The organism is Actinoplanes sp. NPDC019969 (assembly GCF_055562375.1).
Genome location: NZ_JBVHFK010000005.1, coordinates 180,020 through 198,868, shown reverse-complemented (window position 1 = coordinate 198,868; position 18,849 = coordinate 180,020). Strand labels below are relative to the sequence as shown.

At 72.0% G+C, this 18,849-nt stretch carries 14 protein-coding genes and 11 tRNA genes; 7 read left to right on the top strand and 18 right to left on the bottom strand.

Annotated elements, in window-relative coordinates:
- Window positions 1-13: 13 nt before the first annotated feature.
- The gene (locus ACZ3II_RS17050) at window positions 14-613 is read right to left on the bottom strand and encodes a lysostaphin resistance A-like protein (RefSeq protein ID WP_465518592.1); all 600 of its coding nucleotides are present in this window, start codon (window positions 611-613) and stop codon (window positions 14-16) included.
- A 236-nt stretch (window positions 614-849) separates the two neighbouring features.
- Between ACZ3II_RS17050 and fusA the strand changes: the two genes are divergently transcribed.
- Window positions 850-2,754: an elongation factor G gene (gene fusA, locus ACZ3II_RS17045; protein ID WP_465518591.1), complete on the top strand. Its 1,905-nt coding sequence runs from the start codon at window positions 850-852 to the stop codon at window positions 2,752-2,754.
- Here fusA and ACZ3II_RS17040 read toward each other — a convergent pair.
- Window positions 2,736-4,178: a nucleotidyl transferase AbiEii/AbiGii toxin family protein gene (locus tag ACZ3II_RS17040; protein WP_465518590.1), complete on the bottom strand. Its 1,443-nt coding sequence runs from the start codon at window positions 4,176-4,178 to the stop codon at window positions 2,736-2,738. The two genes, fusA and ACZ3II_RS17040, sit on opposite strands and share 19 nt — an antisense overlap.
- A gap of 59 nt (window positions 4,179-4,237) precedes the next feature.
- On the opposite strand from ACZ3II_RS17040, the gene ACZ3II_RS17035 reads away from it, so the two are divergent.
- Together ACZ3II_RS17035 and ACZ3II_RS17030 are read left to right on the top strand one after the other, a co-directional pair.
- Entirely contained in the window at window positions 4,238-4,378 is a 141-nt protein-coding gene (locus tag ACZ3II_RS17035; RefSeq protein ID WP_465518589.1) for a hypothetical protein, read from the top strand.
- A gap of 31 nt (window positions 4,379-4,409) precedes the next feature.
- Complete coding sequence (locus ACZ3II_RS17030) at window positions 4,410-5,969, top strand: MFS transporter (protein ID WP_465518588.1); 1,560 nt, start codon at window positions 4,410-4,412, stop codon at window positions 5,967-5,969.
- On the opposite strand, the gene ACZ3II_RS17025 is transcribed toward ACZ3II_RS17030, so the two are convergent.
- The 12 genes from ACZ3II_RS17025 to ACZ3II_RS16970 form a co-directional block, all read right to left on the bottom strand.
- Window positions 5,966-6,553, bottom strand: coding sequence for a dihydrofolate reductase family protein (locus ACZ3II_RS17025; protein WP_465518587.1), 588 nt, complete (start codon window positions 6,551-6,553; stop codon window positions 5,966-5,968). The genes ACZ3II_RS17030 and ACZ3II_RS17025 overlap by 4 nt on opposite strands.
- Window positions 6,554-6,714: 161 nt before the next feature.
- Window positions 6,715-6,801 (bottom strand) — tRNA-OTHER (locus ACZ3II_RS17020).
- Between the two features lie 13 nt (window positions 6,802-6,814).
- Window positions 6,815-6,887 (bottom strand) — tRNA-Lys (locus tag ACZ3II_RS17015).
- 12 nt (window positions 6,888-6,899) lie between these two features.
- Window positions 6,900-6,988: transfer RNA gene (locus tag ACZ3II_RS17010), tRNA-Ser, on the bottom strand.
- A gap of 13 nt (window positions 6,989-7,001) precedes the next feature.
- Window positions 7,002-7,076, bottom strand: a tRNA-Pro gene (locus ACZ3II_RS17005).
- A gap of 19 nt (window positions 7,077-7,095) precedes the next feature.
- A tRNA-Met gene (locus ACZ3II_RS17000) sits at window positions 7,096-7,169 on the bottom strand.
- A gap of 5 nt (window positions 7,170-7,174) precedes the next feature.
- A tRNA-Ser gene (locus tag ACZ3II_RS16995) sits at window positions 7,175-7,264 on the bottom strand.
- A 4-nt stretch (window positions 7,265-7,268) separates the two neighbouring features.
- Window positions 7,269-7,341, bottom strand: a tRNA-Ala gene (locus tag ACZ3II_RS16990).
- Between the two features lie 4 nt (window positions 7,342-7,345).
- Window positions 7,346-7,419, bottom strand: a tRNA-Leu gene (locus ACZ3II_RS16985).
- A gap of 11 nt (window positions 7,420-7,430) precedes the next feature.
- Window positions 7,431-7,505: transfer RNA gene (locus ACZ3II_RS16980), tRNA-Leu, on the bottom strand.
- A gap of 7 nt (window positions 7,506-7,512) precedes the next feature.
- Window positions 7,513-7,585 (bottom strand) — tRNA-Arg (locus ACZ3II_RS16975).
- A 41-nt stretch (window positions 7,586-7,626) separates the two neighbouring features.
- A tRNA-Trp gene (locus ACZ3II_RS16970) sits at window positions 7,627-7,699 on the bottom strand.
- A gap of 256 nt (window positions 7,700-7,955) precedes the next feature.
- Here ACZ3II_RS16970 and ACZ3II_RS16965 point away from each other — a divergent pair.
- Window positions 7,956-8,321, top strand: a complete 366-nt coding sequence (locus tag ACZ3II_RS16965) for a DUF2784 domain-containing protein (RefSeq protein WP_465518586.1) — start codon at window positions 7,956-7,958, stop codon at window positions 8,319-8,321.
- A gap of 31 nt (window positions 8,322-8,352) precedes the next feature.
- Here ACZ3II_RS16965 and ACZ3II_RS16960 read toward each other — a convergent pair whose 3' ends face one another.
- Genes ACZ3II_RS16960 through ACZ3II_RS16950 form a run of 3 tightly spaced genes read right to left on the bottom strand, consistent with a single transcriptional unit; the run spans window position 8,353 to window position 11,998 of the window.
- A complete protein-coding gene (locus ACZ3II_RS16960; protein WP_465518585.1) occupies window positions 8,353-9,762 on the bottom strand; it encodes a glucose-6-phosphate dehydrogenase in 1,410 nt (469 codons plus the stop codon).
- Entirely contained in the window at window positions 9,759-10,454 is a 696-nt protein-coding gene (locus ACZ3II_RS16955) for a response regulator (protein ID WP_465518584.1), read from the bottom strand. Before ACZ3II_RS16955 ends, ACZ3II_RS16960 begins: the two co-directional genes overlap by 4 nt.
- Complete coding sequence (locus tag ACZ3II_RS16950; RefSeq protein ID WP_465518583.1) at window positions 10,451-11,998, bottom strand: sensor histidine kinase; 1,548 nt, start codon at window positions 11,996-11,998, stop codon at window positions 10,451-10,453. Before ACZ3II_RS16950 ends, ACZ3II_RS16955 begins: the two co-directional genes overlap by 4 nt.
- A gap of 83 nt (window positions 11,999-12,081) precedes the next feature.
- Between ACZ3II_RS16950 and ACZ3II_RS16945 the strand changes: the two genes are divergently transcribed.
- The 3 genes from ACZ3II_RS16945 to ACZ3II_RS16935 all read left to right on the top strand — a co-directional run bounded on the left by ACZ3II_RS16945 (window position 12,082) and on the right by ACZ3II_RS16935 (window position 15,491).
- Window positions 12,082-13,452: a cation:dicarboxylate symporter family transporter gene (locus ACZ3II_RS16945; protein WP_465518582.1), complete on the top strand. Its 1,371-nt coding sequence runs from the start codon at window positions 12,082-12,084 to the stop codon at window positions 13,450-13,452.
- A 297-nt stretch (window positions 13,453-13,749) separates the two neighbouring features.
- Window positions 13,750-14,724 carry an ATP-binding cassette domain-containing protein gene (locus ACZ3II_RS16940; protein WP_465518581.1) on the top strand — a complete coding sequence of 325 codons (975 nt, stop codon included), beginning with the start codon at window positions 13,750-13,752 and terminating at the stop codon, window positions 14,722-14,724.
- Window positions 14,721-15,491 carry an ABC transporter permease gene (locus ACZ3II_RS16935; protein ID WP_465518580.1) on the top strand — a complete coding sequence of 257 codons (771 nt, stop codon included), beginning with the start codon at window positions 14,721-14,723 and terminating at the stop codon, window positions 15,489-15,491. Before ACZ3II_RS16940 ends, ACZ3II_RS16935 begins: the two co-directional genes overlap by 4 nt.
- On the opposite strand, the gene ACZ3II_RS16930 is transcribed toward ACZ3II_RS16935, so the two are convergent.
- A complete protein-coding gene (locus tag ACZ3II_RS16930; RefSeq protein ID WP_465518579.1) occupies window positions 15,473-18,787 on the bottom strand; it encodes an AfsR/SARP family transcriptional regulator in 3,315 nt (1,104 codons plus the stop codon). The genes ACZ3II_RS16935 and ACZ3II_RS16930 overlap by 19 nt on opposite strands.
- Window positions 18,788-18,849: the final 62 nt, after the last annotated feature.

Here is an 18,849-nt window from a genome sequence, read left to right as displayed (position 1 = left end):
TACGACAGGTTTCTCAGGATTTCCCGGTGCCGCCGTCGTCGCCCGGACCGGATCTTCGCACCCATGCCGAAGCGAGAATGCCCAGGCCATTAGCGGTCCAGTGCAGGACGAACGGGGCGAGGACCCCGCCGCCGAGCACCCGTAGAACGCTGAGAAGTACCCCCGCGAGGGTGGTGAACGCCACTTCTCCACGGTCGGGAAGATGCCAGAGACCGAACAGCACCGCGGTGATCACGGTGGCCCAGCCCGGCCCGTGGCCGGCGGCGATCAGTCCCCACAGCACACCGCGGAAGGCCACCTCCTCGAAGATCACGGTGGAGAGCGGGACGCCGAGGAGCGCCTTGCGGACCGGGTTCGGGTAGTGCCGGGCGGCCAGGGCCCGCCGGCCGGCCGGGACGAGCAGGAGCACCCCGTACCCCGCCGCGACGGCCAGGGCCGCGCTCACGGCGTACCCCCAGCCGGAAAGGGTGAGGCCCGCCTCGGCGGGAGGGAGACCGGAGACCGCGACCAGGGCGAACGCCGCGAGAGGCCCGGTGAGGGGCTGCGCGCGGGCCGGGCCGCGGCGGTTCCAGACGCGGACCGCCGCCATGAACAGGAGAACGACGATCAGCATCGATCCAGGTTATTCGGTCGACGCCGGTTGCGGATCTCTCCTACTGTGGCGGCACCACTGCGACAGCGAGAGGAGCACGGCCATGCGTTACCGCACCGCCGTCGTCATCCCCGTGTCGCGTTTCGAGCTGATTCTCGTGTCTGGTGTGGCCGGCTCCGGCTGCGCCACCGGAGCTGGTCGCTGCCTGTGACAGGCGCAGTCCGTCCACCCGATCAGACTCGAAAGAATCAACCATCATGCATGTCCGGAACATCGGCATCCTTGCGCACGTCGACGCCGGTAAGACCACCCTCACCGAGCGGATCCTGTACGCCACCGGCGCCACCTACAAGACCGGCGAGGTGCACGACGGCACCACCGTCACCGACTTCGATCCTCAGGAGCGGGATCGTGGCATCACCATCTTCGCCGCGGCGGTCAGCTGCGACTGGGCCGGTCACCGGCTCAACCTGATCGACACGCCCGGCCACGTCGACTTCTCCGACGAGGTCGAGCGGTCGCTGCGGGTGCTCGACGGCGCCGTGGCCGTGTTCGACGGTGTCGCGGGTGTCGAGCCGCAGAGCGAGACGGTGTGGCGGACCGCCGACCGGTACGCCGTGCCGCGCATCGCCTTCGTCAACAAGCTCGACCGTCCCGGCGCCGACCTGGACGCGGCGGTCGCCTCGATCCGCGACAAGCTCGAGGTGACGCCGCTGGTCGTCCAGGTGCCGATCGGCCGCGAGGGCGATTTCGAGGGCGTCGTCGACCTGGTCGGGATGCGCACGCTGACCTGGCCGGGCGGGGTTCTGCACGTGACGCCGGCGACGGACGCGAACGCGCGCGATCATCGACGGCGGCTGGAGGAGGCCGTCGCCGAGCTGCACGCCGGAGCCCTGGACGAATTAGGCGACATGTCGGATATAACGCTCAAGTCGGCGCTCCGGGATCTCACTCGCACGCAAGAGGCCGTCGTCGTCCTGTGCGGCTCAGCCTACCGGGACAAAGGTGTCGAGCCGCTGCTCGACGCCGTCGTCGACTACCTGCCCGCCCCGAACGGCGACGCGGCCACGGACCCGGTCGCGCTCGTCTTCAAACGGCGGGACCGGCTCGCCTACCTGCGCGTCTACCAAGGAACGATCACGAAGGGAGACACCGTGTGGGACGCGGGCGCAGGCCGTACCGAAAGAATCGCCCGGATCCTGCGGGTCCACGCCGACAAGCACACCGACATCGACCGGGCGGTGGCCGGCGACATCGTCGCCGTCGCCGGACTGAAGGCCGTCCGCACCGGCGCGACCCTCTCCACCAGGCAGCATCCGGTGGTGCTGGAGGCCGCGCGGGTCGCCGAGCCGCTGGTGTCGGTGGCGGTGGAGGCGCGCACCCGGGCCGACGCCCAGCGCCTGCCGAGCGCGCTCGCCGCGCTCGCTTCCGAAGACCCGTCCCTGAGCGTACGCACGGACACGGAAACCGGTCAGGTCCTGCTGTCCGGGCTGGGCGAACTGCATCTGGAGGTGACAGTGGAGAAACTGCGGCAGACCACCGGCCTGCAGCTGACCACCGGCCGTCCGCAGGTCGCCTTCCGTGAGGCGGTGACCGGCGGCGTCACCGGCTTCGTGTACCGGCATGTCAAACAGGACGGTGGCGCGGGCCAGTTCGCGCACGTCGTCCTGGACGTCGAGCCGGCCGACGGCACGGGTTTCGCCTTCGCGTCGGCGGTGACCGGCGGGCGGGTGCCGGCCGAGTTCGTCCGGGCGGTCGAGGCCGGCTGCCGGGAGGCCCTCGCCGACGGCCCGCTCGGCGGCAACCCGGTCGTCGGGCTGCGGGTCACGCTCACCGACGGTCAGACACACGTCAAGGACTCGTCGGAGATGGCGTTCCGGGCGGCCGGCCGGTTCGGGCTCCGCGAGGCGCTGCGCGCCTGCACTCTCGCGCTGCTCGAGCCGGTCGCCGAGGTCACGGTCAGCGCGCCGTCCGACACGCTGGGCGCGGTGCTCGGCGACCTCGCGGCACGTCGTGCCCAGGTCACCGATTCTTCGGTACGCACGGTGACCGCCACGGTGCCGCTGGCTGAGCTGTTCGGGTACGCGACCCGGCTGCGCAGCCGCACCCACGGCCGGGGCACGTTCACCAGCCGGCCCGCCGGTTACCGTCCGGCGGCGTGAGTGACGGGCCGGCCCTCGCTCCTCTCCAGAGCGAGGGCCAGCCTGCGCAGCCACTGTTGCAGCGTTCCCCGTACCTCCGGGAATTCGTCCTGGAAGTTGGCCCAGTCCACGTCCTGCCAGCTCAGCACGGTCGCGGCGGTGAACGAGCCGGCCTCGGCGCCGAGTTCCGGCAGCATCAGCTCACGGACCAGCGCGAGGTCCACCGAGGTGTACTCGGCGAGCAGCACCGCGTCGTACAGATCCTTGCCCTGCGGGTAGCAGTCGGTGCTCAGCCACAGCAGCTTCCACGCCAGCGACAGCTCGGCGGTCGCCGCGAGCACCGGCGCCCCGATCCCCGGCAGGGCCATCCGCTCCGGGCCGAGCGGCAGCTGCTCACCGAACACCACGTCGATCTGCACGCTGTCGTCCGGCGCCCCGGCCACCTCGAACGGGATGACGAGCCGGCGGCCGTCGGCACGCTCATAAGTCCAGATCCCGGACTCCGCGACGCCACCGGGCTGCAGACCCGCGCCGTCCGCCGCCGCGATGATCCCGTCGAGCAGCTCACGGGCCTCCCGGCTGACACTGGTGACGTCGGCGGGAACCACCACGAAGTCCAGGTCACCCGGCGGCCGGGCGGCGTCGCCCACCCAGGCCCGCATCACCGCGCTGCCACGCAGCATCAGATGCTCCGCCCAGCGGCTCCGGCCGATCGCCGTGATCAGGTGGTTCATCGCGGCCTCCCGGGCCGCCTGCCACCGATGCGCGGCCACCGGGTCGGCGAACGTGGGCTCCCCCGGCCGGTACGCGTTCCCGTACTGCTTCAGCGCCGGGTCGAACACGTACCGCTGCTTGATGCCCTTGCCCGGCGGCACCGGCCGGAACGTCGCCGGAAAATCCCTCGTCCCCTGGTGAATCAGATTCCCCCGACCTGCCGGCCGCTTCGTGAACAGCCAACCCTCGTCCTGGTCCGGATCGCTGTCGTGCTTGATGTGCCAGCTCTCCACCGCGAGCACCTCGTGACCGGCCGCCCGCAGCCCGGCCAGCAGCAGCTCCCGCCGCTCGACCGCCCCCGCCCGGGCCGCCCCGGGGCAGCGCTGCACCACCAGCCGCCGCGGATCCCGGCACAGACCGGCCCCGTGCGACTCGGCCAGCTCGGCGAGCGCCACCATCGCCGAGGCACCCATCGGCACGTCCCGCAGCTCGATGTGGTGCTCGAAGTCCCGCCTGCCCTCCTCCGCCGGCACCAGGAACCGGGACCGGGCCACGTAGCCCCGCCGCTCCCACTCGCGGATGACCGACCGCTCGCCCCGCAGCACGATCGTCGGCACCGGATTCATGGCACCCTGGTCCAGGCGAACCAGGCGGAGTTCGCCACCGTGTTCGGCCACCATCCCGGCCAGATGCTCGGCGCTGTAACCGCGCATGGTCAGCTGAATCAGCATGATGTGATCATGCGGGGCGATCGGGCGTACCGAAAGCGAGTAAATGGCATCATGCCCGCATGCGCGCAACGGTGGAGGCAGTGCACGACGTCGTGACCAGGCTCGAACCCGGCGACGACCTGGAGGCCGAACACCGGTCGCACGTTCGGCCTCAGCACCGCGCCGAACCGGAGAAGCTGCTCATCCCCGACGGAGGATGACGACCGGCCGAACCGTGAGCACGCTGCATCCATGGCACAACAGAGACGACTCGCCGTCCTCCTGTCGGCGGCCATGTTCGTCCTGGTCGTCGACACCTCGCTGATGAACGTCTCGATCTCCGCGGTGGTGCGCGACCTGGACACCACCGCCAGCAGCGTCCAATCGGCGATCGCCCTGGAAGCGCTGGTCTCGGCCGCGTTCATCCTGATCGGCGGCAAGGTCGGCGACCTGATCGGGCGCAAGCGGGCGTACGTGCTCGGCCTGCTCGGCTACGCCGTCGGCGCCCTGGCCATGACGATCGCCGACACCCTGCTCCCGATCGTCATCTGCTGGGCGCTGATCGGCGGCATCGGCGCGTCCCTGCTGCTCCCGGCGATGCAGTCGCTGATCCACGGCAACTTCGAAGGCGCCGGACAACGCCGGGTCTACGCCATGGTCGGCGCGGCCGCCGCCATCGCCGCCGCGGTCGGCCCCCTGCTCGGCGGGTTCATCACCACGTTCCTGTCCTGGCGGGTCGGCTTCGCCCTGGAGGTCGTCATCATCGCCGTCGTCCTCTCCGGCATCGGCCTGGTCCGCAACGTCGAATACCACGGGCCCCGGCACATCGACCTGGTCGGCGCCGCCCTCTCGGTCGTCGGCATGGGCGGGGTGGTCCTCGGCATCCTGGTCTGGGAGGAGGACGGCAGCGCCGTCCTCGCCCTGATCGCCCTCGGCATCGCCGGGCTGGCCGGCCTCGCGTACTGGCTGGTCCACCGCAAACGGACCGGCCGTCCCGCCCTGCTCGACCCGGAACTGTTCCGATCCGGGCTGTTCCGGGCCGGCATCACCGGGCAGATGCTCCAGCAGATCGCGCTCGGCGGCCTGATGATCGCCCTGCCGATCTACCTGCAGATGGTCCTCGGCTACAACGCCCTGCAGGCCGGGCTCTCCCTCGCCCCGCTGTCGCTGAGCATGTTCGCCGTCGCCCTGCTCGCCGGGCGCCGCGCCGGCCGCCGCCGTCCCGCTTTCGTCATCCGGGCCGGTTTCCTGCTGCTCACCCTCGGCACCCTGGTCCTCGTCCCGCTGGTGCCGGACGCCGGTTTCGGCTGGCAACTGCTGATCCCGCTCGCCATCGCCGGCTCCGGGCTGGGACTGCTGGTGTCACAGCTCAACAACTACACCCTCTCCCCGATCGAGGAGGAACGCGTCAGCGAAGCCGCCGCCGTCAACTCCGCCGGCGGATCCTTCGGCCTCTCGTTCGGCCTCGCCACCGCCGGGGCGATCATGCTGGCCACTCTCACCCTCTCGTTCACCAGCCACGCCGACGACAGCACCGTCCTCGACCCGGCCGAGAAACAGGAGGTCGCCGTCGCCCTGGACCGCAACGCCGAGGTGATGACCAACGAGCACCTCGACAGTCTTCTGACCGGCAGACCTCCTGAGGTACGGGAGGAGATCCTGCGCATCAACACCGAGGCCCGCCCGATCGCCCTGCAGGCCGCCCTGCTCCTGCCGCTGCTCGCCGGTCTCCTCGGGCTGCTCAACTCGTTCCGGATGACCCGGCTCCCCGACCCGGAACCGTCCACCAGCGACGACAACCTGCTCGGTTAACGCACCACCCGATACGTCAGATGGGTGACGTCGCGTCCCTCGATCACCTCCGGGTCACCGAGCCGCACCGGCGTCACCACCAGCGTCTCGAACAGCCGGGTCCCCGCACCGAGCAGAATCGGCACCAGCGACACGGTGATCTCGTCGAGCAGCCCCGCGTCCAGGTACTGCCGGGTCAGCGTCGGCGTCGACACCCCCACCACCCGGTCCCCCGCCACCTTCTGCGCCGCCTCCAGCGCCGAGATCGCATCCGACCAGAACGTCGTCTCCGGATCGTCCCGCGGCCACCACCCCGGCACCCCGTGACTCACCACGAACACCGGGCACCCCGCCGGATGCCTGCCACCCCACCCATCGGTACGGTCGAACAGCCGCCGCCCGCACACCAGCGCCCCGGCGTTGCCCAGCAACGGTTTAAGGAACCGTGCGCTCGCCTCGGTCACATGGAACGTCCGCCGTGGATCAGCGGTCGGCACCTCGACGTCCCCGTTCTGGTACCACCCGAACAACTCGCCCACACTGTCGTTCTCATCAGCGACGAACCCGTCCACCGACATGGACAGGGCAGCGACGACCTTGCCCATGGCAGGCCTCCTCACGCGCATCCCTTTCCCGCAGGTTTCCCCTTCCGAGGGATTCACGCAAGTTGTTCATTCCGGCGTTCTCGCAGCTCAGGCCTCCACGCGCAGGCCTCCGAGGCGAGTCCCCAGCGGATGACAGGCTCGACCTCGTCACTGCTTCACCGCGGAGGAGGTGGGATTCGAACCCACGGGGCCCCTCACGGGGCCCACGCCGTTTCCAGCGGCGTTCCCGAAGCCAGGCCGGCTCCTCCCATACCCTGCGAGTGCGCCGCCGGGGACTCGAACCCCGAACCCACCGGTTAAGAGCCGGTTGCTCTACCCATTGAGCTAGCAGCGCGTGATGTGAAAGCGGTGACGAAGGGAGTCGAACCCCTACGAGGCGGTCAAGCCTCCCACCGCTTTCGAAGCGGCGGCCGGCGCCGATCGGCTGGCGTCACCCTTGTGGAACCCGTCGGGTCGGCGGGATTCGAACCCGCGACATCTCGCTCCCAAAGCGAGCGCGCTGACCAAGCTGCGCCACGACCCGTGGTTGGTGCTGTACTGCGTATCGCCGGGTGGTTTCGAACCACCGCCCTCCGCGTCATGAGCGCGGCGCTCTGGGCCTCTGAGCTACGGCGACGTGCGCGGAGGACGAGAGATTCGAACTCTCGACAGGAGTACTACCCCTGCTGCGGATTAGCAATCCGCCGCCTTGGACCGCTCGGCCAGTCCTCCATCGTGGACCCGGCCGGACTCGAACCGGCCACCTTCTGTGTGCAAGACAGACGCTCTCCCTGATGAGCTACGAGCCCCACGTACCCGGGAGGGGATTCGAACCCCTAACCTCTGCGACCTGAACGCAGCGCCTCTGCCAGTTGGGCCACCCGGGCTTGATCGAACGTGCTTCCGGCGCGAGTCGAACGCGCACATGACCGCCCCCTCAAGACGGCGCCTCTGCCAGTTGGGCTACGGAAGCGAGACAGCGTCCCCGGAGAGATTCGAACTCCCGACACCCGGATCCGTAATCCGGTGCTCTATCCGCTGAGCTACGGGGACAATGATCAAACTGTCATCCGCTGTGGAATTGTCAAGGAAAGCACGGGCAGCAGGAGTCGAACCCGCATCTGCCGGATTTGGAATCCAGTGCTCTACCGGTTGAGCTACACCCGTATACGAAGAAGCCGCCCGGTTCCGTCTGCGGAAGGGCGGCGCTGGGATCGCTAGCGGTTCGCTAGCTGCGCCACCGGGCCAGGAGTCGGCTCAGACTCCGGGCGGGGGAACTCGGCATGGCCGGCCACAGGCGCTTGGCGGACATCGTCTCCTCCTCTCCGGATCTGCCGGGCTGTTCGGCCCGGTCGGTGTTGAAGACCAACTTAGGCGCGGCCGCGGCGCCCGTCCAACGAATTAATCGAGGAGAATCGGCGGCATGGGTTTCCGGGTCCTGGCCGAGGTCACGATGGTCGTGCACTTCCTGTTCATCGCATTCGTGGTGCTCGGTGGTTTCGTCGCCTGGCGCTGGCCGAAAGCGATCTGGCTGCACCTGGCGGCGGCCGGCTGGGGCCTGTGCATCGTGCTGTTCGACCTGAACTGCCCACTGACGTACGTGGAGGACCGGGCGCGGGAGCGGGCCGGGCAGTCGGGGCTGGCACGCGGTTTCATCGACACGTACCTGACCGGCGTGATGTACCCGGAGCGCCATCTGAACGAGGTGCGCCTGTTGATCGCCGTGGCGGTCGTCGTCTCGTACGCCGGTTTGATCCATCGCCGGAGGCGCGCTCTCGACAAGGGATGATGGGCGGCGCCGGCGTACGAGACGGTGGAGGTCACCGCAACCAGAGGCTGGGACCGGCGCTGCCGGCGGGGTACTCGCGCAGCGGCACCTTCCCGGCCCGCCACGCCTCGGTGACCGGCTCGACGATGCGCCAGCACTGCTCGGCGGTGTCGGCCCGGACGCTCAGGGTCGGGTCGTCGTCGAACACACCGCGCAGCACCTCCCCGTACGGCGGAAGGTCTCCGGCACCGAAGTCGGCCTCCAGGCTGACCGGATCGAGTTCGAACGGATCACCCGGGCCGTTGATGTTGAAGTCGATGGCCAGGTGGTCCGGGCCGAACCCGATCCGCAGCCGGTCCGGCTGGTCGACGCCGGTCAGCCCGTCCGGCACCCGGGGCGGCCGCTTGAAGGTGATCACGGCCTCCTTGCGGCTGTCGCCGACGGCCTTGCCGGACCGCAGCCGGAACGGCACCCCGGCCCACCGCCAGGTGTCCACGGTGAGGACGAGCTCGGCGAGGGTCTCGGTGCCGCGGGCCGGGTCGACGCCGGGCTCGTCGGCGTACGACGGCAGGTCGCGCCCGTCGAGGGACCCGGCGGTGTACCGGGCCCGCAGGCTGCACTGCTCCGGGTCCTCGGAGAACAACCGGGTGGCCCGCAGCACGTCGGCCTTGCGGTCCCGGAACTCCCCCGCGGCCATGCTGAACGGCGCCTCCATGGCGAGCAGGGCGAGGATCTGCAGCAGGTGGCTCTGGATCATGTCGGCGAGCGCGCCGGCGTGGTCGTAGTAGCCGGCCCGGCCTTCGAGGGCGAGGTTCTCGTCGAAGACGATGTCGACGCTCGCCACGTGCCCGGCGTTCAGGATCGGTTCGAAGATCCGGTTGGCGAACCGCAGGCCGAGGATGTTGAGCACCGTCGACTTGCCGAGGAAGTGGTCGACCCGGTGCACGCGTTCCTCCGGGACGAGCCGCCGGATCAGCGCGTTCAGTTCGGCGGCGGCGGCGCTGCCGGTGCCGAACGGCTTCTCCAGCACCAGGCGGGTGCCGTCCGGCAGGTCGACGTCGAGCAGCGCCTCGCAGGCCTTGGCGGCGACGGCGGGCGGCAGGGCGAAGAAGATCGCCACCGAGTCGCCGGCCTCGGCGAGCAGCCGCCGCAGGTCGCCGCTGTCGGTGACGTCGGTGCGCAGGTAGCGGGCCCGGTCGGCGACCTGCGAGGCGGCCGTGGAGCTGTCGGTCTCCGGCGTCGCCTCCCCCGAGGACGCGGAGGCGGCGGCCGCGCCGTGGGCGCCGAACGACTCGTGGACGCGGGCCCGCCACTTGTCGTCGTCCCAGTCGTCGGTGGCGGCGCCGATCAGGGTGAGGCCGGGCACGTGGCCGGCGGTGAGCAGCGCGCCGAGGCCGGGCAGCAGCAGGCGGGCGGTGAGATCGCCGGTGGCGCCCAGGATGATCAGGGTCTGGTCGGTCATGGACTGCTGGTACCCGTCGATGCGGGGCGGTACTCGACCTCGGGGCGGCCCGGTCCGCCGTACCGGGGACTGCGCACCACCTGCCCGTTGTCGGCGAAGTGTTCCAGGTAGCGGCGGGCGGTGACCCGGGAGGTGCCGGTGCGGGCGGCGACCTCGGCGGCGGACAGGCCGGCCGGCGCGACGGCGCGCAGGGCGGCCGAGATCAGGTCGAAGGTGGCCCTGTCGAGTCCCTTGGGGAGGGTGTCCGGCGGGGCGCCGCGCAGGGTGGCGAACACCCGGTCCACCTCGTGCTGGGCGGCCACCTCGGCGGATTCGGCGAGCTGCCGGCGGTACCGGGCGTACCGTTCGAGCTTGTCCCGGAACGCCGCGAAGGTGAACGGTTTCAGCAGGTAGTGGGTCACCCCGAGGGCGACGGCCTGGCGGATCATGGCGATGTCGCGGTTGGAGGTGACGGCCAGGACGTCGGTGCCGCTGCCGGACGCCCGCAACGCCCGGGCGATCTCCAGGCCGTGCCTGTCCGGCAGGTTCAGGTCCAGCAGCACGAGGTCGACGGGGTGGGCGCGGAGACGGCTCATCGCCTCCCGCGCGGTCAGCGCGACACCGGCGACCTGAAAACCCCCGACCCTTGCGGTGTACGCGGCGTGCGCCTCGGCGATCAGCGGCTCGTCGTCGACCACCAGCACGGAGATCATGCGGGCACCGGCAGGCGTACGGTCAGCTCGGCCCCGCCGCCCGGAGCGTCCCGGATGCCGTACGTTCCCCCGTACCGCTGAGCAACCTGCCGCACCAGGGACAACCCGATGCCGTGCCCGTCTCCCTTGGTGGACCATCCGCGCCGGAAGGCGTCGGCGGCCTGGTCCGGGCGCAGACCCGGGCCGTTGTCGGTGACCCGGACCAGCACCTCGCCGTCCTCCTCGCGGACCAGCACGCCGACCCGGCGCGGTGACGGGGTGCCGGCGACCGCTTCGAGGGCGTTGTCGATCAGGTTGCCGACCACGGTGATCAGGTCGCGGCCGGGCAGCGGCGACGCGCTGAGCCGGGACCCGGCGTCGACGGTGAGCTCCACCCCGCGTTCCCCGGCCTGCGCGGACTTGCCGAGCAGCAGCGCCGCCAGGGCGGGTTCCTCGACGGCGCCGACGACCTGGTCGGTGAGTTGCTGGGCCAGTTCCAGTTCGGCGGTGGCGAGCTGGATCGCCTCGCCGGTCCGCCCCAGCTCGACCATGGTGAGCACGGTGTGCAGCCGGTTCGCGGCCTCGTGGGCCTGCGCGCGCAACGCTTCGGTGAGCCCGCGGACCGAGTCCAGCTCCCCGGTCAGCTCCCGCAGCTCGGTGTGGTCGCGCAAGGTCAGCACGGTGCCGAGGACCCGCCCGTCGAAGCGGGTCTCCCGGCGGCTGGCGACCAGCACCCGGTCGCCGATCAGCACCGGCTCGTCCACGGTGGGCCGCTGCTCGGCGATCAGCGCGGCCACCTCGGGCGGCAGGTCCGCCGGCCCGTCGCCGGCGCCGAGCAGCCGCCGCGCCTCGTCGTTGATCAGCTCGATCCGGCCGTCCCGGCCGACGACCACGAGACCCTCCCGGACGGCGTGCAGGACCGCGTCGTAGTACTCGTACATCCGGGTCATCTCGGCCGGCCCGAGCCCGTGGGTCTGCCGGCGCAGGCGGCGGCTGAGCAGCCACGACCCGCCCGCGGCCAGCAGCAGGGCGACGCCGGTCGCGGCGCCGACCACGGGCAGCCGGCCGAGCAGCTCCCGGTTGATCGCGTCGGTGGTGATGCCGACCGAGACCAGCCCGACGATCGCGCCGCCCGGGGCGCGGACCGGGACGACGGTGCGTACCGAGTCGCCGAGGCTGCCCCGGTACTCCTCGATGACCCGGCCGCCGCGCAGCGCCTCGTCGACCGATCCGGCGAACGGCTGCCCGATCAGCGCCGCGGTGCGATGGCTGTAGCGGGTGCGGTCGGGCGCCATCACCACGATGAAATCGGTGCCGGTGGCGATCCGGACGGCTTCGGCGTACGGCTGGAGGACGTCCGCCGGATCCGCGCTCCCCAGCGCGGCGGCGACGGTGGGCTCCCGCGCGATGGTCTCCGCCACCGCGATCACCTCGTCGGTCGCGGCGTCCCGGGCGTCCTGATGGGCCAGCAGCACCGCTCCGGTGGTGCCGACCGCCACGAGCAGCGTCACCACCAGCACCTGCAGCGCGAAGAGCTGCCGGGCGATACTCCAGCGCCGTGCCAAACCTGGGCCTCTGTTTCTTTCGTACGGGTGAACAGAATGACCGTAACGGTGTTTCGAGCTGAGACCCAGGCCACATTCACCGCATGACTTCCGCTACCCCGCCGGTCAGACGTGACCGCACCCACTACCTGTACCTGGCGGTCATCGCGGCCGTCCTGCTCGGCATCGCCGTGGGCCTGATCTGGCCGGATGCCGCGGTGGAGCTGAAACCCATCGGCACCGGCTTCGTCGACCTGATCAAGATGATGATCGCCCCGGTCATCTTCTGCACCATCGTCCTCGGGGTCGGCTCGATCCGGCAGGCCGCCCAGGTCGGCAAGGTCGGCGGCCTGGCCCTGGGCTACTTCCTGTCGATGTCGACGGTGGCGCTCGGCATCGGCCTGGTCGTCGGCAACCTCATCCACCCGGGCTCCGGGATGAGCCTGGACGCCTCGACCGCCGCGGCCGGGCAGAAGGCGGTCGGCAGCGAACCGGCCAAGAGCACCGCCGACTTCCTGCTCGGCGTCATCCCGGACAGCCTGCTCGCCCCGCTGGCCAACGGCAACGTGCTGCAGACCCTCCTCGTGGCGCTGCTGACCGGGTTCGCGCTGCAGACCCTCGGCGAGCGGTCCGAGCCGGTGCTACGGGCGATCGGGGTGTTCCAGCGGCTGGTGTTCCGGATCCTGGCGATGCTGATGTGGCTGGCCCCGCTCGGCGCGTTCGGCGCGATCGCGGCGGTGGTCGGCGAGACCGGCACCGATGCGCTGATCAGCCTGGTCCAGATCATGGCCGGCTTCTACGCCACCTGTGTGCTGTTCGTGTTCGTGGTGCTCGGGGCGCTCCTGTGGCTGGTCGCCCGGATCAACATCTTCAGCCTGCTCACGTACCTGGGCCGGGAGTTCCTGCTGATCCTGTCCACGTCGTCGTCGGAGTCGGCGCTGCCCCGCCTGATCGCGAAGATGGAACACGTCGGCGTCGCCCGGCCGGTCGTCGGGATCACGGTCCCCACCGGGTACTCGTTCAACCTGGACGGCACGGCCATCTACCTGACCATGGCGTCGCTGTTCGTGGCCCAGGCGATGGGCGACCCGCTGTCGGTGAGCGAGCAGGTCTCGCTGCTCCTGTTCATGATCATCGCGTCGAAGGGCGCGGCCGGGGTCACCGGGGCGGGCCTGGCCACCCTCGCCGGCGGCCTGCAGAGCCACCGCCCGGACCTGGTCGACGGGGTCGGCCTGATCGTCGGCATCGACCGGTTCATGTCGGAGGCGCGGGCGCTGACCAACTTCGCCGGGAACGCGGTCGCCACCGTGCTGGTCGGGGTGTGGGTCCGCGGGTTCGACCGGGACCGCGCGAAGCTGGTGCTGTCCGGCGGCGACCCGTTCGACGAGCGCACCATGGTCGACGACGACCACGCCCCCGCGCCCACCGACCCGCCCGCCCCGGTTCGCGAGCCGTCGCCCACGCCGGCTACGTGACAGGTGTCAGCGACGGCCGGCTTCGCCGGCCGTCGCTGACACCGCCCACCGCCACCCGTTAACCGGCCTGCACGACGGCCCACGAAACCCAGCCGTCGCTGACACCGCTCACGCCCACCCGAAAACCGGCCTGCACGACGGCCGGCGAACACCGGCCGTCGCCCAGCCCGGCCACGGCCACCCGATGACCGGCCTGGGCGACGGCTCGCGCGCTTCGGCCCGCATGACAGGGCCGTGTGCGGGGCGTGCCAGGCGCGTGTGCGGCCGGTGCCAGCACGGCCCGGCAGTCTCGGCGGCATGACGGACGATCTGGTGGTGCGCGCCGAAGGGCTGCGCAAACGATTCGGGAAGACGCAGGCCCTCGACGGCGTGGACCTGTCGATGCGCCGCGGAACGGTGCTCGGGGTGCTCGGGCCCAACGGGGCGGGCAAGACCACCGCCGTACGGGTCCTCGCCACCCTCCTGAAACCGGACGCCGGCCGGGCCTTCGTGGCCGGGATCGACGTCCTCAAGGACCCCGCGAAGGTACGCCGCAGGATCGGGCTCACCGGCCAGTACGCCTCCGTGGACGAGGACCTGACGGGCGTACAGAACCTGGTGTTGATCGGCCGCCTCCTGGACATGACCGGACGCGACGCCCGGCGCCGGGCCGGGGAGCTGCTGAACTGGTTCGACCTGACGGAAGCCGCGCAACGGCCCGCGAAGACCTACTCCGGCGGCATGCGCCGCCGCCTCGACCTGGCCGCCAGCCTCGTCGGCCGCCCCGAGGTGATCTTCCTGGACGAGCCGACCACCGGCCTCGACCCGGCCAAGCGCGAGGACATGTGGGGTGTGGTCCGCACCCAGGTGGCCAGCGGCGCGAGCGTGCTGCTGACCACCCAGTACCTGGAGGAGGCGGACGCCCTCGCCGACGAGATCGTGGTGGTGGACCACGGCCGGGTCATCGCCCAGGACACCCCGGACGGGCTCAAGCGCACCACCGGCGGGCAGACGCTGCGGGTCCGCCCGGCCGACCCGGGCCGCCTGCCGGACGTGCTGCGGCTGCTCGACCTGATCGCCGCGCCCGGCACGTCGGCGAGCCTGGACGAGGCCGCCGGCGCCCGCCCGGGAGCCGCCTCGGCGCCGGTCAGCGGCGACGAGGTGCTGGACAAGCTGATCCCGGCGCTGCGCGCGGAGCGGATCGAGGTCACCGAGCTGGCGCTGCACCTGCCCAGCCTCGACGAGGTGTTCCACGCCCTGACCGGGCGGGTCAAGAAGGAGGAACTGGTATGAGCACGATGGCCATCGCCCGGCACAGCACGTCCCTGGCCCAGCGCAGCCTGATCAAGACGCTGCGTACGCCGGAGGCCCTGATCGACGTCACCATTCAGCCGATCATCTTCCTGGTGCTGTTCACCTACCTGTTCGGCGGCGCCATCGCGGACGGGGACCGGCACGCGTACCTGCAGTTCGTGCTGCCCGGCATGCTCGCGCAGTCCCTCGCCATGGGCGGCATGGCGCTCGGCCAGAACCTGAACGCCGACATCGAGAAGGGCGTCTTCGACCGGTTCCGGTCGCTGCCGATCTCCCGCGCCGCGCCACTGGTCGGGGCGGTCCTCGCCGACGTCGTCCGCTACCTGTCGGTGTGCGTGGCGATCCTCGGCTTCGGCACCGTCGTGATGGGCTTCCGGGTGGAGACCGGCGTGGTCCCGGCGCTGGCCGCGGTCGGCCTGTCGATCGCGTTCGGGCTGTGCTTCTGCTGGATCTCGGTGTGGGTCGGCATGCTCGCCCGGACCCCCGGCGCCGTGCAGGGCATCATGTTCCTGCTGATCCTGCCGCTCACCTTCGGCAGCAACGTGTACGTGCCGACCGGCACGCTGCCCGGGTTCGTGCAGGCGTTCGTGTCGGTCAACCCGATCACCCCGCTGGTCGCGACGATCCGCGGGCTGCTGATCGGCGGGCCGGTGGCCGGGCCGCTGACCACCACCCTGCTGTGGATGGCCGGCCTGCTGGTGGTCTTCGTGCCCCTCGCCCTGCGCGGTTACGCCAGACGGGCCTGAGGCAGCTCGCGCCGCGCGGGGTCGATCAGGCTCCGCGCGGCCTGTCTTTCCAGGGACCACCCCGCGGCGTACGCCTCCCCGAACCCCTCCTCCCCCAGCACCCGCCGCGCCTGCGCGGACACCGCCACCACGTTGAGGTCGGTGTGGTCGTGGGCGCCGCGCAGCCGTGCCGCCGCGCCGAGCAGAGCCGCCGCGTCCCGGGCGTGCCCGCGGGCGAGGGCCACCCCACCGGCGGCGACCGCGACCATGGCCAGGATCGGCGAATCCTTGGTCTGCACCGCCGCCGGATAGGCCATGGCGATCGCCTTCTCCGCGGTGTCCGGTTCACCCCGCCGGACGGCGACGGCGGCCCGGATCGCTCCGACGATGGCGCACCCGTGGTCGCCGCCCATCATCGGCATCTCGTGGCTTTCCACACCCAGCCCGGCGGCGGCCCGATCGATGAGCGCGGCGGCCCGGTCCAGTTCGCCGGTCCACAGCACGATGCCCGCCTCCAGGGCGTCCACCAGCAGTCTCAGCTCCCGTGACGAGGAGCGGTCGGCGCGGGCCCGGGCGGCAGCGAGCGCTGTCATCGCCTCGTCCGGTTCGCCGCGGCGCATGTGCAGGTCGGCCCAGCGCAGGTCGATGAAGATCTCGTCGCCGATGTCGAGCGACCCGAACTCGGCGGCGAACGCCCGGGCGGCCCGCAGGTCGGCGAGCGCGCCGTCGAGGTCGCCCTCGTACTGGCGGCACAGGGCCCGGAGCGGCAGCACCGTCGCCTGCCCCCACCGGTCGCCGATGGCCCGGAAACCTTCGATGGCCGCGGACACACTCGCCCGGAGCCGTTCCACGTCACCGTCGTTCTCGGCGATCTGCGCCCGGAACAGGTAGGACAGTGCGGCGAGCCACGGATCAGGCCCGTCGATGTACCGGTCGATCCGGGCGTCGGCGAGCTCCCGTTCCCCGGCGAAGTACAGGGTGACGGCGGCGACCGCCCCCGCCGGGCCGGGCAGGTCCGGGTACCCGGCGAGGCGCAGCGACAGGCGCCGCACCCGGTCGTCGCCGACGGCGGGCGGCCGGGTGTCGTTGCGGTTGAGCAGCAGGACGACCTCGGCGCAGTCGGCCGCCACCGGATCCCGCTCGCCGGGCACCGCGAGCGCCTCCGTCAGCCAGAACCCGGCGTCGGCGTTGCGGCCGAACATCTGCCAGTACCAGCAGAGGTCCAGGGCGAGCGTGACCGCGGCCCGGGCGTCGCCGGAGTCGCAGAAGTGGCGCAGGGCGGCGAGCGCGTTGTCGTACTCGGCGCGCAGCATGCCCAGCGCGGTCAACTGCCCGGCGGTGCGCAGCAGCGGATCCTGCACGGCGACGAACCGGGCCAGGTGCCGGGCGGCACGATCCCGGACGGCCTCGAGGACGCCCTGTTCGGCGAGGCGCTCGATGCCGTACTCGCGCAAGGTCTCCAGCATCCGGTACCGCCCGCCCGGCGCCAACTGCAGCAGCGACCTGTCGACCAGGGCGGCGAGCAGGGCGGCGATGTCCGCGGAGCCGTCGCTGACCGCTGCCGCCGCCGCCACGTCGACGCCGCCCGGGTAGACGGCGACCCGTTCGGCGAGGGACCGTTCCGCCCCGGACAGCAGGTCCCAGCTCCAGGCGATGACCGCGCGCAGCGTCCGGTGCCGGGGCTGGGCGGTCCGGCTGCCGCTGGTCAGCAGCCGGAACCGGTCGGACAGCCCGGCCGCCAGCTCCGGCAGCCCGAGCGTGCGCAGCCGGGCGGCGGCCAGTTCCAGCGCGAGCGGCAGCCCGTCCAGCCCGCGCACCACCTGGACGACGTCGCCGCACGTCCGGTCGTCGACCCGGAACCCGGGGCGCACCGCGGCGGCCCGCTCCGCGAACAGCCGCACCGCCGGGGAACGTTCCACATCGGCCGGCGCCGCGCCCGGCTCGGGCAGGCCCAGCGGCCCCAGCGGCACCAGCGCCTCACCGTCGATGGCCAGCGGCTCCCGGCTGGTCGCCACGATCCGCAGTTGCGGGCAGCGCGCCAGCAGCGCGTCCACCAGGTGCGCGACCGCGTCGACGAGATGTTCGCAGTTGTCGACGACGAGCAGCATCTCCCGCCCGTTCAGCCGGCCGGCGAGCACGTCCACGTCGGTGCGCCCGTCCGCCGCCGGCCGGGTCACGGTCTCGAACAGCGCCGACCCGCGCAGCCCCGCCGCGGCCACCACCGCCGCCCCGACCTTCGCCGGCTCGGTCACCGACGTGAGGTCCACCAGCCAGGTCCCGTCCCGGTACTCCCCGGCCCGCCGCCACGCCGCCTCCAGCGCCAGCCGCGTCTTCCCCGCTCCCCCCGGCCCGAGCACCGTCACCAGCCGGCCACCGCGCAGCAGCGCGTCGATCCGCGCGAGATCGTCCTCCCGCCCGACGAAACTGGTCACCGCCGCCGGCAGGTTCGTCGGCGGCTGCGCCGGCCTCTCCGGCGTTTCGCTCACGGTCGGCGGTGCCTGCGCTTCCCGCTTCGGGGGTACGGCGTCCCGCCCGTCCCCGTCGTCCAACGCCCGCGGACCGCCCCTCGCATGGGGCCCGCGGAGCAGGCGCAGATGCCGTTCCCGCAGTGCCGCGCCGGGGTCCGCGCCGAACCGGTCGGCCAGGTCCTCCCGGATCCGCTCGTAGACGGCGAGGGCGTCGGCCTGCCTCCCCTGCCCGGCGAGCGCGTCGATCAGCAGTGTCGCGAGCCGTTCGCTGACCGGATGCTGGGCGAGCAGCGCCGTCAGCCGCCCGGCCGCGAGCGCTGTCTCGCCGAGCGCCAGTTCCGCCTCGGCCAGATCCGCGCCGGTCTCGACGACCGCCTGGGTGAGCCGGGTCGCATGGGCCGGCGCCACGTCCGCGACCTCCACCGCTACCGAGCCCCGGACCAGCGCCACCGCCTCGGTGAGCAGTTTCGCCGCGCCCGCCGGATCGCCGGCCCGCAGCCGCTCCCGCCCCTGCGCGGCCAGCCGCTCGAACCGCACGGCGTCCACATCGTCCGGCCGTACCGCCAGCCGGTATCCGCCTTCGCCCTGGGTGACCGTGTCGCCGCCGCCGAGCAGCCGCCGCAGCCGCGACACCAGCGAGTGCAGGGCGTTCACCGGATCCGACGGCCCGTCGTCGGGCCACAGCGCCGCGCTGAGCGCCGTTGCCGTCACCTGACGTCCGCCGGCACAGGCCAGCCGCACCAGCAGCCCGCGCAGCCGCGCCCCGGGAACCGGCACGTCGGCGTCTCCCCGGCGAACCGACAGCTCCCCGAGCACCCGGACGCTCAGGCGGCCCCCGTCCTCACTCACGCCCCGATCCTCCCCCGCCCGCGCCACCCTCCCCAACCTAACCCCACGGCTCGCCTCCACCG